The 13,121-nt window shown below is 39.1% G+C and carries 14 protein-coding genes; 10 read left to right on the forward strand and 4 right to left on the reverse strand.

Annotated features, from left to right (window positions below):
• The first annotated feature begins 193 nt into the window (after window positions 1-193).
• From PH_RS08810 to PH_RS08830, 6 genes are all read left to right on the forward strand, one after another.
• A complete protein-coding gene (locus tag PH_RS08810; RefSeq protein ID WP_048053499.1) occupies window positions 194-1,363 on the forward strand; it encodes a nicotinate phosphoribosyltransferase in 1,170 nt (389 codons plus the stop codon).
• A gap of 195 nt (window positions 1,364-1,558) precedes the next feature.
• A complete protein-coding gene (locus PH_RS10035) occupies window positions 1,559-1,795 on the forward strand; it encodes a hypothetical protein (RefSeq protein ID WP_231833700.1) in 237 nt (78 codons plus the stop codon).
• Between the two features lie 691 nt (window positions 1,796-2,486).
• Complete coding sequence (locus PH_RS10040) at window positions 2,487-3,002, forward strand: hypothetical protein (RefSeq protein ID WP_010885929.1); 516 nt, start codon at window positions 2,487-2,489, stop codon at window positions 3,000-3,002.
• A 13-nt stretch (window positions 3,003-3,015) separates the two neighbouring features.
• A complete protein-coding gene (locus tag PH_RS10045; protein WP_231833701.1) occupies window positions 3,016-3,234 on the forward strand; it encodes a hypothetical protein in 219 nt (72 codons plus the stop codon).
• 715 nt (window positions 3,235-3,949) lie between these two features.
• A complete protein-coding gene (locus tag PH_RS08825; protein ID WP_010885931.1) occupies window positions 3,950-4,474 on the forward strand; it encodes a hypothetical protein in 525 nt (174 codons plus the stop codon).
• Between the two features lie 13 nt (window positions 4,475-4,487).
• The gene (locus PH_RS08830) at window positions 4,488-5,345 is read left to right on the forward strand and encodes a hypothetical protein (protein ID WP_048053500.1); all 858 of its coding nucleotides are present in this window, start codon (window positions 4,488-4,490) and stop codon (window positions 5,343-5,345) included.
• 66 nt (window positions 5,346-5,411) lie between these two features.
• On the opposite strand, the gene PH_RS08835 is transcribed toward PH_RS08830, so the two are convergent.
• The 3 genes from PH_RS08835 to PH_RS08845 all read right to left on the reverse strand — a co-directional run bounded on the left by PH_RS08835 (window position 5,412) and on the right by PH_RS08845 (window position 8,106).
• Window positions 5,412-5,615 carry a ferredoxin gene (locus tag PH_RS08835; protein WP_048053501.1) on the reverse strand — a complete coding sequence of 68 codons (204 nt, stop codon included), beginning with the start codon at window positions 5,613-5,615 and terminating at the stop codon, window positions 5,412-5,414.
• Window positions 5,616-5,805: 190 nt separating this feature from the next.
• Window positions 5,806-7,236, reverse strand: coding sequence for an NADPH-dependent glutamate synthase (gene gltA / locus PH_RS08840; protein ID WP_010885935.1), 1,431 nt, complete (start codon window positions 7,234-7,236; stop codon window positions 5,806-5,808).
• A complete protein-coding gene (locus PH_RS08845; RefSeq protein WP_010885936.1) occupies window positions 7,237-8,106 on the reverse strand; it encodes a sulfide/dihydroorotate dehydrogenase-like FAD/NAD-binding protein in 870 nt (289 codons plus the stop codon).
• 128 nt (window positions 8,107-8,234) lie between these two features.
• Between PH_RS08845 and PH_RS08850 the strand changes: the two genes are divergently transcribed.
• The 4 genes from PH_RS08850 to PH_RS08865 are packed head-to-tail and all read left to right on the forward strand — an operon-like array spanning window position 8,235 to window position 11,875.
• Complete coding sequence (locus tag PH_RS08850; protein WP_048053502.1) at window positions 8,235-9,512, forward strand: tRNA (N(6)-L-threonylcarbamoyladenosine(37)-C(2))-methylthiotransferase; 1,278 nt, start codon at window positions 8,235-8,237, stop codon at window positions 9,510-9,512.
• A gap of 42 nt (window positions 9,513-9,554) precedes the next feature.
• Window positions 9,555-10,019, forward strand: a complete 465-nt coding sequence (locus PH_RS08855) for an RNA-binding protein (RefSeq protein WP_010885938.1) — start codon at window positions 9,555-9,557, stop codon at window positions 10,017-10,019.
• Window positions 9,998-10,636 carry a Ribonuclease P protein component 3 gene (locus PH_RS08860; protein ID WP_010885939.1) on the forward strand — a complete coding sequence of 213 codons (639 nt, stop codon included), beginning with the start codon at window positions 9,998-10,000 and terminating at the stop codon, window positions 10,634-10,636. Before PH_RS08855 ends, PH_RS08860 begins: the two co-directional genes overlap by 22 nt.
• A 45-nt stretch (window positions 10,637-10,681) precedes the next feature.
• Window positions 10,682-11,875: a hypothetical protein gene (locus PH_RS08865; protein WP_010885940.1), complete on the forward strand. Its 1,194-nt coding sequence runs from the start codon at window positions 10,682-10,684 to the stop codon at window positions 11,873-11,875.
• Here PH_RS08865 and PH_RS08870 read toward each other — a convergent pair whose 3' ends face one another.
• Window positions 11,876-13,024, reverse strand: coding sequence for a glycosyltransferase (locus PH_RS08870; RefSeq protein ID WP_010885941.1), 1,149 nt, complete (start codon window positions 13,022-13,024; stop codon window positions 11,876-11,878). It abuts the gene before it with no gap.
• Window positions 13,025-13,121: the final 97 nt, after the last annotated feature.

Genomic DNA, 13,121 nt, shown 5'->3' on the forward strand with positions numbered 1-13,121 from the left:
GCTTATAAATATTTGGAAAATCAGCGTTGGCGGATCTCATCATAGCTTCAGCTCCCCGATTCCTCATCACGTCAAAGAGGTATAGTATTCTACACCATTTTAAGCTTAAGCTTTTATCTCTTGGAAGGTAAACTGATTCAATAACGCTAACATTTTTCTATCTTGGAGTTTACATAAATAAAAGGTGAGGAAAATGAAAAGATTTTACATAGCTAGTGAAGAGGAAATAAAAACAGGGAAAACTACTGATATATATTTTCTAAGGACTAGGAAAATCCTAGAAACAAAAAACATAAGAAAAAAAGTGCTAGCAGATGTAACAACTACTTCTCTCCCTGAAAACTGGAAATGGGGAGTTCTGGTCGGTGTTGAGGAGGTAGCAAAACTCCTAGAGGGAATTCCAGTTAACGTCTATGCCATGCCAGAAGGGACAATATTCCATCCCTACGAGCCGGTACTGCAGATAGAAGGAGATTACGCAGACTTCGGAATTTATGAAACAGCTTTACTTGGAATGCTAAGTCAAGCTAGTGGGATAGCCACTGCAGCGTTGAGGATCAAGATAGCGGCCAAGTTTAAACCGGTTTATTCCTTTGGAATTAGACATATGCATCCCGCAATAGCTCCAATGATTGATAGGGCCGCATTCATTGGAGGGTGCGATGGAGTTTCCGGAGTGCTGGGAGCAGAGATGATGGGAGAAAAGGCCGTTGGAACTATGCCCCACGCATTGATAATAACCGTAGGTGACCAAGTCAAGGCCTGGAAGTACTTTGACGAGGTAATTGAGAAGGAAGTTCCCAGGATAGCTCTAGTAGACACCTTCTACGATGAAAAAATTGAAGCGGTAATGGCAGCTGAAGCTCTTGGTAAGAAGTTATCTGCTGTAAGGTTAGACACCCCAAGCTCAAGGAGAGGTAACTTCAGAAGGATAATCGAGGAGGTTAAGTGGGAGCTAAAGATTAGGGGATATGATTGGGTAAAGATACTTATCTCCGGAGGTCTAGATGAAGAGAAAATTAAGGAGATAGTTGATGTAGCAGATGCTTTTGGAGTTGGAAGTGCCATAGCAAGTGCAAAGCCAATAGATTTCGCTTTAGACATTGTAGAAGTTGAAGGAAAACCAATTGCAAAGAGAGGGAAGCTAAGTGGTAGGAAGCAAGTGTATAGATGTGAAAACGGACACTACCATGTAGTACCTGCTGATAAAAAGCTCGAGAGATGTCCAGTTTGTAATGCAAAGGTTGAACCATTATTAAAGCCAATTATAGAGAACGGAGAGATTGTGGTTGAGTTTCCGAAGGCTAGAGATATTAGGGAATATGTGCTCGAGCAAGCTAAGAAATTTAACCTTGAGATTTGACTTTCTTTATTTTTCCACATATTCACGGCTAAAATACCCCTGTGTAATCTTTGTTTGCAACGAAAATGAGCTACATACTTTCTTCTTTGTTTAATATTATATATTATTTGTTACTTGGTTTGTTAATTTTGGGTTCTTTTGGTAGTGCGAGTAATGATAAGGCTTGTCAGCCCGTGAATTACTGGGTTTTTGAGGGTGGATAGTGAGTTGAGAAGAGCGGGCCCAGAGTGGTGGTACTGTCAAGAACCCGAGAAAATTAAGAATTTTGAAGGATTCGCATTCAAAGAAAAACCCTACGAATTATTCAAGAAACCAGATCCAATGATATTACATCAGGCTGCAAGGGAGTTAACTGATTTAGTAGGAATTAACGAGCTTCACGGAAAATTATCTAAGAATCATCAATACAACCTCTTTCTAGGAATGATGTGATACGGCCTCTAATGAGAGGGACACAGTTCCAAGTTCTAGGTCATAATTATTGTACTTTAGGTTTTCCTGGAGAAAGAAATGGAATAACCGGAATGGTCACTCCAGGCCATTGTACCGATGAAGGTAGGTTCCGTGTATCGGTCAGACACTTCCGACCCAAGTTACTATATCGGAAATGTTGAGATAAAAACTTTGGTCTCCAGCCAAAGGAGACATGGCGTGGATAAAAACAACAGTGGAAGTCACTCCTAAAGTTTATCCTTACTTCATTATTAAAGGATACAAATCTTATAAATATTAGTATGTTGGCTCCACTGTTTTGAAGAGCGGAAGAACTACAGGACTACCTGGTGGCATTATACTCGATATCTCGAACAGTTTAGAAATCCGTACAACCATGGAGGTAGCTCCTGGAGATAGTGGCTCTCCAGTATTCTATTGGTGGCAAGGACAGGCCTATAAATATGTACAAATCTACGAACTACTCTATAGGGGGATCCTAATGAAGGAACGTCCACGTATCTATCCATTGATGACGTCCTTAATAATCTCGGAGTAGAGTTAATAACCGGGTGAGGTGAAGAAGTATGAGAAGAATTTCTAAAGTCACTTTCATGTTTTTATTCTCCTTTCTCCTGAGCTAGTTGTAGCATATGCCCCAGTAAATCCCCTATGGAGCCTAAACACCCAAGTGAAAAGCATTGATGTTTCTAAAGATTATGTCCTGGTAATCTCAGACGCCCTATATTTATTCGATAAGGTCGGAAATAGAATCCTAGAAATGCCAGCCCCTCTGTGGGCTGGACTTATACATAAAAATCTAGTAATACTCAAAAATGTTAGTAAGACCATTCATGTCACTTGGATAAACCTGGTGAATAAATCATCAACCTCATACACTATAAAGATTAAGAACTTTCCTCCATGGATTATCGCAAAAGGAGAGAAATACGTAGTGGTTCTTGATTTTGAACCCATGGGAAATCCCACCTTTTATATACTCGACAAGCATGGGATAGCATGGAAATTGAGATATGCTATGGCTGTAAAAGAAATAAGGGTCAAGAATAAGTCAATTTATGTGTGGAGTTTTAACAATATTTACAAATTCAGAGAAAAGCGAAAATGGATGATCGATTTCCCAATATGCATTTTCCCACGAAGTTTTGATGTATACAATAATTTTTACTGCAGTCTTGCTAAATAATAGAACATTACTCATGATGAATGGCATAAAGGAAATTTGGAGCAGGAACATTGAATTTAATTGGGCTAGGAGGTATGAATGCGCTTATGCAATGTATCTCTCACCCCTATATGCTGATTTGGGATTTTTAGGAGATAAGTTGCTAGTTGCTATAGACAACAAGATTATGCTGTACGATATCAATGGAACTCTATTATGGAGTTTTAAACTAGTGGAAATATTACAAAACTAGTAACCTCTAATTTCCTAGCCATTGCAATAACTTCCAATAGGGTATATTTTATCTCAAAAGATGGAGTTCCAGGAAGCTATTTAATTAATGCTAAGCATGCTAGAGTTTCCAACTTAAACGCAGTGATAACTGATTCTAAAATAATATATTTCTTCACCTTCGAACCATCTGTGACTATTACGGATGTTGACAAGAATATAGCGAGGAAAAATATTTGCCAACAAAACGCTAGATCTCCAGATTGTGCTTGGAAAAGCCGCAACAAAATTTGTTAACGCAACATTCACTAGAGATACAATGAAGTTTAATGGAACCATTTACAAAAGCATTTGGCGAAGAAAGACTATTGTCTAATTCAGCCTAAAGATAGGAGAATATTCATGCTAGGAACACATAGGTTTGGAACCGAGGCTTGTCTACTTTATTATATAAAGTAAGAAAGCCAAGAAAGATTACACTACTTAAATGGGAAGATTTAGACGGAAACGGTGAAGTTGAGTGGAATGAGATCGAGGTCATTATTTAGTAAGGCCTATTCATAACCTCAACTTATTTGCCTAAGTTTAAAAAATAGAATCAAGATTTTGACAATATGTCAGATTTTGTCTTTATTTTTGATTTATGTCTCATAATATTGACAAGTATAAATTAAAAAAACATAAATAAAATAATGTTAAAAATAATTAACACAATAATTTAGTAGGAGGCATAGAATATGAAAAAGTTATACATATTATTTGTTGTATTGTTAGTTGTTGGGACAATAACACAAGTGGTAGTTGCCCAAACAATAAGTAGTAGAAAAGTTGCTCCACAAGATGCAGCCGGATATTGGGAGTTCTGGAAAGTAGAAAATGTGAAATATCTTGGAGTAACTTATGGACCCTGGAAAACTCTAAAGGAAGTTTATGGGTATGCCGGTCAAGAATATTCCTTTAGCAGTTGGATAGCATGGTCACATAAAATTAGTGGTAGTGTAATGGTAGCATACAGCATGCTTTCTGCAACTCTTGGCTTTGATGTAACTGCTACAGGAGTTGTTAAAGTGACTATTAGCGGAAAGTTTGAGCATGATGGACAGGTTATAGCTTTCCAAATAAGACCAAAGTATGAGGAATATGAGGTCACCCAAAGAAAATACATTCATATTGATGGACAAGATTATCCAACTGAAGAAAGAGAAAAAGCATGGGTTAAAAAGTTCTTACTCTATCAAGTACGAGCTAAACCTTTAAATTAAAAAGGTGAATGTTATGAAGACAAAAGGAATAAGTATCTTTCTGCTCCTCTCTGTTTTCCTTATTGGAGCGGGTTACGTTCACTATTACATTCCAAATAAAAGTATATTTCTAGTTCCTGATACTTATATTTATGGTGAACTCAATGACACAGTGCTAATTAGGGTCTACTGGATTGGAACAGATTCCAAAGAATATAACATTATAAAGAACTCTAATTTAAGCATTATAGGTTTAGATGGCTTTGCGACACTTAAAAAAGTAGGGATAAAGGAGACACTAAAGTACCATGATCCAATGATAAGAGAGTTAACATTTGGAATATACCTTACATTAAATAAAATGGGCATCCATGAGAGAAATGTAACCCTGATAATAGAGAATAAAAAAGAAAGGTATCATAAAGAACTCAGTGCGAAATGGATCTTTGAAGTTTCTCCTAAGCAGAATCATTCTCTAAAGATAACTGATATGATTGAACTAGAAGTGGGCTTTTTTGGGAGAAATGTTTCTCCCGAGTGTATGTTTGCAGTGAAAAATATAGGAGAGCAACCACTAATTATACTAGGAGTTCAATACAACGTCTCTAATCTTCAAATTGGCAAGATATCATATGTTAATTCATCGAATTTAGACGAAGTTGGAAAGGATAAAGAAGAGGCTATATTCCCAGCAGAAGGTCTACTGCTTGAACCTAACGAAAGTAAAGTTATAATAGTCCACTTTAAAGAGGGGGATTTTAGGTATCCAAAAAAGCCAGCGGCAATTAGATTAAAGATATTATACAAAACAGGAGACAAAGTCTATTCAATCCCACTATTGTACACTTACGAGATTGTGCCGATTCCGACTCCAGAGCAACTTAAAGAATGAGTGTATTTAACTTTCTTTCTCTTCTTTATGCCAAGCCAATGTATAAAAATATATGGGAAAAAGAAATCAGGCCTCTTCAACCGTAATAGCACCAACTGGACAGGATTCCATAGCTTCCTTTGCACAGTTGTAGAGCTCCTCGTCCTCGATGATCTCGACCTTTGGTTGGGCCTTTCCTTCGTCGTTCATTTCGAAGATGTCTGGACAGAGGCTTGCACAGATAGCGTCTCCAATACAGGTGTCCTGGTCAACAGAAACCTTCCACGCCATGGGCATCACCGCCTTTACCTTTTCATGAATAGATATAAATCTTTCGTCTCATTTTTTAGATATCCCTAAAGTTGGAAACTCTTAGGGTGGTAAAAAGCTCAGAAAATGGTTACTTATTCGAACTTAAATAATTAGAAAACTTTTCTAGTTATATAAAATTCCTTGCAATATAAAAAAATTAAAGGAATAATCAGGCACTCTTTTTGCTTAGGTATTCATGGATTGCTTTAGCTGCTTTCCTTCCGTCTCCCATTGCTAGGATTACCGTGGCTTCTCCCCTAATTGCATCACCACCAGCAAAAACCCCAGGAATAGAAGTCATAAGATTTTCATCAACAACGATAGTACCGTTCTCCCTTACCTTGAGTCCTGGGGTGGTTTTCCAGATTATCCTGTTGGGGGTCTGACCTATAGCTATGACAACGGTATCCGTCTCAACCGTTACATATTCACCAGTTCCGATTATCTTCCTCTTTCCTCTGCTATCACGCTCTTCTAATGGCTTCATCTTTTCGAACTTTACAGCTTTGACCCTTCCGTTCTCATCCCCAATGAATTCGACGGGATTCACAAAGAACATGAACTTCACTCCTTCCTCCTTGGCATGCTGAACCTCCTCTATTCTTGCTGTCATGTCTTCTTCTCCTCTTCTATATGCGATTATAACCTCTGCTCCAAGCCTTAATGCTGATCTAGCGGCATCCATTGCAGTGTTTCCAGCCCCTATCACAATAACTCTCTTACCTACGATTATTGGGGTATCGTACTCTGGGAACTTGTAAGCTTTCATTAGATTAATTCTGGTCAGAAATTCATTTGCTGAATAAATTCCATTCAAGTTTATACCGGGTATCTTTAATAGCTTTGGTGTTCCTGCTCCAGTTCCTATGAAAATGGCATCGTACTCCTTTAATAACTCAGGAATCGTGACAGTTCTACCCACTATATGATCGGTCTTTATTTTAACTCCCAAAATGCTAAGCTTCTTGAGTTCTTTTCTTAGTATTTCTTTTGGTAACCTGAATTCTGGAATTCCATATGCTAAAACTCCTCCTGGTTCATGAAGGGCTTCATAAATGGTAACATCGTAACCCATTTTAGCCAATTCAGCGGCACATGTTAAGCCAGCGGGCCCGGCCCCAATAACGGCAACTTTCTTTCCATTCTTCTTGATATTCTTAATCTCCTCCATTAACAGTTCATCATCAATCCCATGTTGTCTTGCGTAGTCTGCTACGAACCTCTCTAGTTTTCCGATGTTTACGGGATCACCAACCTTACCAACTACACAAGCACCCTCACACTGATCCTCCTGCGGACAAACCCTACCAGTAATAGCAGGAAGAGAATTGCAAGCCCAAATAACTCTTAAGGCTTCCTTCACGGCCTTTCTTGGATTATCTTTGTTCTCCCTCAAGGCTTTGATAAACCCAGGAATGTTAATATTTACGGGGCACCCCTTAATACAGGGAGCGTACTCAACCGGACATTGGAGGCAACGCTCGGCCTCCTTTAAAGCTAGCTCCCAGGTGTAACCAAGATTAACTTCATCAAAATCTTTTATTCTCTCCTCAACGGGCCTCTCGGGAGTTGGAACTCTCTCCTTAATAAGCTTAGGCATTCAAATCACCCCCTTAGCCTTCAGCTCTTCCATATATTTCTCCAACGCCAGCTTCTCAAGCTTAGAATAGAAGCCAACCCTATGAATCAACTCATCCCAATCTACAAGGTATGCATCGAATTCTGGGCCATCTACGCATGCAAATTTTACCTCACCCCCAACGGTAACTCTACAGGCCCCACACATCCCTGTACCATCAACCATGATCGGATGAAGATCAACCTTCATTGGAATTCCATATTTCTTCACAACTTCGAAAACAGCTTTTTGATCTCCTGGAGGACCTACCATAAAAACTAGATCCCAGTTCTCATTGTCGAGCAACTCCTTCACTTTGGCCGTTAAGGCCTTTGTAACGTTTTTTGTATTTTCTTGAAAGCTCTTCTCTTGATCTATTTTAACGGGCTCCACAATATGCCTTGAAACGGCCTTTTCAAAGTAATCCTTTAGTATTACCATTGGCTCAAAGGTCACGTGTAGCGTCGTCACGTCATTTCCAATCTCCTGCCAGGCCTTAGCTATCGGATATACCTCCGCGATTCCCACATAAGCACCTATCGCCAATATTTTACCGAATTTCTCCATTGGAGCTGGATTTCCTAGAGGTCCTGCAACATTTAATATTTCATCACCCTCTTTCAGCTCCATGGCCATTTTCATTGTCGTTTTTCCCTTCGTGAATGCAACTAGAACTATCCATCCCTCTTCCCTGTCCCACATTATTGGAGTCAAGGGAATCCTCTCACCATTTGGAAATGCCCTAACTATTACAAACTGGCCTGGCTGGACTTTTTTAGCTACATGAGGGGCGTAAATTTTATACCAGGTGTTTCTCATTGCAATCTCTTTTTTCTCAAGGATCTTGTACATAATGAACACCCCCGAGTTCGTGAACATTTTTGGACATTACACTAGGTTCTGAACATTTTGTTTTTATAAACTTATTGTAAACTATTGGTTGGATAATAAATAAAAGGATGCGAGGAGTGTATCGAGTGATGGTCAAGGTCTACATTGAAAATTACGGTTGCGCAAGAAATAGGGCCGATGGAGAGATAATGGCGGCCCTACTTTACCTATCCGGCCACGAGATAGTTGAGAGTCCAGAGGAGAGTGAGATTGTTGTTGTAAATAGTTGTGCAGTAAAAGACCCGACAGAGAGGAAGATAGCGAGAAGGATTAGGGAATTACTTGACAATGGGAAAAAGGTCATAGTTACTGGTTGCCTTCCACACGTTAATCCAGACGTTATAGATGAAAGGGTTTCAGCAATTTTAGGCGTTAAAAGCATAGATAGGATAGTTCAGGCCGTTGAATATGCTATGAGAGGGGAAAAACTAATCTCTGTTCCAGATTGGAAAAAGAGAAACCTTGATAAATTAGATTTTCCCAGACTGTCCCCCAGGAATGTATACTTCATACTCCCCATAGCCGAAGGGTGTCTGAATGCATGTACATATTGTGCCACGCGGCTAGCTAGAGGGGTCTTAAAGAGTTACTCCCCAGAGAAAATCATTGGATGGGTAAAATGGGCCATTAAGCAGGGATACAAGGAGATCTGGTTATCCGCAGAAGATACGGGATGTTATGGTTTTGACATTGGGACCAATTTAGCGAAACTAATTGATGAGATAACTGCTATAGAGGGTGAATTTAGGATAAGAGTTGGGATGATGAATCCTAATCATGTTCTCAAATTTTTAGATGAACTTATAGATGCCTACAAAGATGAGAAAGTGTATAAGTTTCTTCACCTACCAGTTCAAAGTGGGGACAACGAGATACTTAGGAAAATGGGAAGGATGTATACGGTTGAAGAGTTTGAAGAGATAGTTAAAGCATTTAGGAGGGAATTTCCAGAATTAAATCTTCACACTGACATAATAGTTGGATTTCCGGGTGAGAGCGAGGAAGCGTTTCAAAGAAGTGTTGAGCTCATAAAGAGGATAAGACCTGACAAAGTTAACGTTTCTAGATACTCCCCCAGGCCGGGAACAATAGCAGCAAAGTGGAAACAGCTACCTGGTTGGGTAGTTAAAGAGAGATCGAGACTCTTACATAGAATCAGACTACAGATAAGTTACGAGATAAACAGAAAATACATAGGTAAGAAAGTCAAAGTCCTCATTCATGGAGAGGGGAAAAAAGGAAATGTGGATGCCGTAACTATGAACTACAAGCACATAATCCTACCGGAAGGTAGAAAAGGTGAATTTAGAGAAGCTAGAGTTAAAAACGCAGCCTCAACCTATCTACTCGGCGAAATTATCACGTAATATTTTTTAAATAACAATTCCAATCTTAACTAGGGGGTAATCATGGGAAAGAGACTTCAGGCTCATAATGTGAAAATTAGAACGTTTATTCATGCTACTGAAGATCCAGAAAAGGTATTAGAAGCCCTGGAAACTTTATTTCCTGAGGATATATCGCCCAAGGATGTAGACTTTGAAGTAATAGAAACTGAGGGATACTTTGGAAATCCAATACTTGTCGTCGATGCCGAAATAAGACACTCACGGAATGTAAGAAAATTCCTGGAGAATCTAAGGAATTCACTTAGTGAAGAAGACAGAAAGTATCTCTTAGAGCATGCAGAGGAAAAAGTTGATGAAACTGGAACGTTTTACATAAGATTTGATAAACAAAAAGCTTACTTGGGAGAAATAAAGGTAAGTGAAGGGCAGGATGTTATTCACGTTAGAATCAAAGTTAAAGCCTTTCCAATGAGAAAAGAAGCCGTCGTGAACGCGGTAAAGAAGTGGTTGGAGGGGGAGGAGTGAAGTTCATTGAAATGGATATCAGGGATAAGGAGGCTTACGAACTCGCAAAGGAGTGGTTTGATGAAGTTGTGGTCTCAATAAAATTTAACGAGGAAGTAGATAAAGAAAAGCTAAGAGAAGCCAGGAAGGAATATGGAAAAGTTGCGATACTACTTTCCAACCCCAAGCCTTCACTTGTGAGGGATACAGTTCAGAAGTTTAAAAGCTATCTAATATACGTTGAAAGCAACGACCTTAGGGTAATAAGGTACTCAATTGAGAAGGGAGTTGACGCAATAATTTCCCCCTGGGTAAATAGGAAGGATCCCGGGATAGATCATGTTCTTGCAAAGCTAATGGTTAAGAAGAACGTAGCCTTGGGATTCTCATTAAGACCCCTGTTATACTCAAACCCTTATGAGAGAGCAAATTTATTGAGATTCATGATGAAGGCATGGAAATTGGTCGAAAAATATAAAGTCAGAAGATTTCTAACGAGCTCGGCCCAGGAAAAATGGGATGTAAGATACCCAAGGGACTTAATAAGTTTAGGGGTAGTAATAGGAATGGAAATCCCTCAAGCTAAGGCTTCCATTTCTATGTACCCAGAGATCATTCTAAAAAGGCTTAAATATTAAGAAAAAGTTATCATTACCAAGTTAAACTAAGGAGGGGGTAGAAGATTGGACATTGATATGCTTTTGTCTTCCCCTGAAGAACTCGAAGGGGAAGGATACAAGAATATCAAGGAAGGTAACCTCAAAGATGGAATAAAGATGCTCGTGAGGGCTGCGAAGAAATATGAGGAGTCCGGTGAATTAAAAAAAGCTGCTAGTCTATACAAGGAAGCCGGCCTTCTACTTAAAGATAGGTTAAGACTACATGAGCAAGCAAAACCCCTAATAAGGAGGGTTGCATACCTTCATATTAAGTTAATAGAGAGAGAAGTTGATAAGAATGAGGTAAACCTTGTGAAGCTTACCAATTCTTGTCTTTCCGTAATAGAGGCTTTCACACTCCTCGAAGATGACAATAACCTCAAGAAATATGCAAGAGAATTTGCAAAGATGTTTGAAGATTTGGGAACGAATTATTTAGAGGCCAACGAAGTTGACTCAGCAATTGTATCCTACGAATCTGCATATAGGTACTATGACCTAATAGGAGATAAAGAGGGGATTAAGAAAATAGCAGGTAAGTTAATCGAGATATTTGGTAGAATAGCTGAAGAAGCCATCTCAGAGGAGAGGTATGAAGACAGCGGAGAGGCATTTGAAAAGGTTGCAAATTACGTGAAGACAATATTCGGATACGATGAAAAGTACAAAGAGTTAATGGAAACCGCTGGAAAACACTATGAAAAGGCAAGCAAATTGGCATACGCTGAAGGTGATCTTGAAAATTTGACAAGGTTACTCCTTAAAGCTCAATATTCGTATTTACTAGCTAGAAACTTTAATAGAGCAAATCTCATTGGTTTGAATTTGATTAAGATGCTCAACCAGGTGGTAAATAATTTAAGAAGCGAGGGACTTTTCGATAAAGTTGGAGAAAAATTAATGGAATTTGCAGAAGCGCTGATCGCTTTAGGAAAAATAGAAAATGCAATGAAAGTTTACAAGGAGGCCCTTGATGAAAGCGGGGGGCTGATCGATCTTAGGGCCAGGATTAGGATCAGTGTGATAAAGTACTTAGCCGCAAAAGAGCAGGATTTGAACATGTTAAGAGCCCTTGACACGATCCAATTTTTGATAAGGAATGCAAAATTCTTAGATGCTATAGAGCTAGCTGAGAATGCTATAAGGAAATATGAAGGAGGAGAGGAAATACTAAGGGAGATCTACAAAGCAGAGGGTATAGTATTTCCTGAAGAATAGTCAACCAAACCACCTCTCGATTAGGTAATCCTTCTCCTGGAGAAATACCTTAGCCCTTTTTCTAACGAGCTTCTCGGCCTCAACCGTTGGTAGATCTAACGTTTTGATCACAAAGTCAGCGGTTTTTGCAAAGTATAGTGGGATCAATGACTCCGCATTCTTTATTATCCCATTCCTGTAGGCTATTGCCCCATCAAATAGTACCTTAGCCCACAGCTCATCCGGGAAGTCAAACGTCTTCAGAGCTTCCTTCACATCATCAAAAACTTCCCTACTTAATACCCGCTTTAGCGTTTCTTCTTCTTTCTTAAAAAGTTCCTGGGATCTTTGCTTTAATAATTCAAGATTAACTTTAACTTCCTCAGGCTCTCCCTCTACTTCTTCTCCCCAAGTCTTTACGGGTTTTATCTCTTTAACATCCTTCCATACGTTTTCGTACTTATCCATTAACATAAATAGAGTTCCAACGACCTGATTGAACATTGGACCCAAGGATGCTGCTGGATCTTTTGGATTGTGAATCTTCATTCCAAGGCTTACTTGGATTACCCTTTTCTTATTTGCTATTGCAGTCGTTGTAAGGAAGATATCAACACCAAACCTAGCAACATCTGTCTTCCAAACTTCTTCATCCTCGAGGTAAATATCAATCATCTTAGCACTTATTCCGAAGTCTCCCCCAATTGGTTGCCTTATATCCAGACCATAAAGGGAAGCAGTCATAGGATAGGCTATATTGTTAGTTATCGTACCATCCCACTTATGTCTAAGATAAAGTGGAGCTACGAAATCATAACCCTCTTCAATCGGCTTCGCAAACTTGTATATCCACTCAGGGGTTATGCTCCTCAAGTCACTATCAACGAAAACTATTACATCTGCATCTTTTTCCTTTGCGAACTCCATTACTTCCTTCATTGCACTTCCCTTTCCAGGAATTGGCCATTTATAAACGAAGCTATAGACTTCAACTCCCTCTGGAACCTTCGTTGATAGCACAACATCTCTTGTTCCATCGGTACTACCACCATCTGAGTTAACTATTATTCCTCCTCCAAAATATTTTTTTAAGCCCTCAGCAACCTGCTTAACCACGTAACCTATCGTATCAGCATTGTTATAACTAGGGATTCCCACCACAACCTTCATCTTACACCCCCAATCAAAAATCTAAGGGAACCTTTTTTAAAGATAAGGTTCTAGAAAATGGAAATAAACCTAAGTTGTGGGCAAATGTTTACATTCT

It is taken from the genome of Pyrococcus horikoshii OT3 (assembly GCF_000011105.1).
GTDB classification, from domain to species: domain Archaea; phylum Methanobacteriota_B; class Thermococci; order Thermococcales; family Thermococcaceae; genus Pyrococcus; species Pyrococcus horikoshii.

Bases quoted from the DNA above. Each gene is read 5' to 3' on its own strand.
- PH_RS08835 (WP_048053501.1), bottom strand. From the start codon at position 5,615: ATGGCGTGGAAGGTTTCTGTTGACCAGGACACCTGTATTGGAGACGCT.
- gltA (WP_010885935.1), bottom strand. From the start codon at position 7,236: ATGCCTAAGCTTATTAAGGAGAGAGTTCCAACTCCCGAGAGGCCCGTT.
- PH_RS08870 (WP_010885941.1), bottom strand. From the start codon at position 13,024: ATGAAGGTTGTGGTGGGAATCCCTAGTTATAACAATGCTGATACGATA.
- PH_RS08810 (WP_048053499.1), top strand. From the start codon at position 194: ATGAAAAGATTTTACATAGCTAGTGAAGAGGAAATAAAAACAGGGAAA.
- PH_RS08850 (WP_048053502.1), top strand. From the start codon at position 8,235: ATGGTCAAGGTCTACATTGAAAATTACGGTTGCGCAAGAAATAGGGCC.
- PH_RS08825 (WP_010885931.1), top strand. From the start codon at position 3,950: ATGAAAAAGTTATACATATTATTTGTTGTATTGTTAGTTGTTGGGACA.
- PH_RS08845 (WP_010885936.1), bottom strand. From the start codon at position 8,106: ATGTACAAGATCCTTGAGAAAAAAGAGATTGCAATGAGAAACACCTGG.
- PH_RS10045 (WP_231833701.1), top strand. From the start codon at position 3,016: ATGATGAATGGCATAAAGGAAATTTGGAGCAGGAACATTGAATTTAAT.
- PH_RS08830 (WP_048053500.1), top strand. From the start codon at position 4,488: ATGAAGACAAAAGGAATAAGTATCTTTCTGCTCCTCTCTGTTTTCCTT.
- PH_RS08855 (WP_010885938.1), top strand. From the start codon at position 9,555: ATGGGAAAGAGACTTCAGGCTCATAATGTGAAAATTAGAACGTTTATT.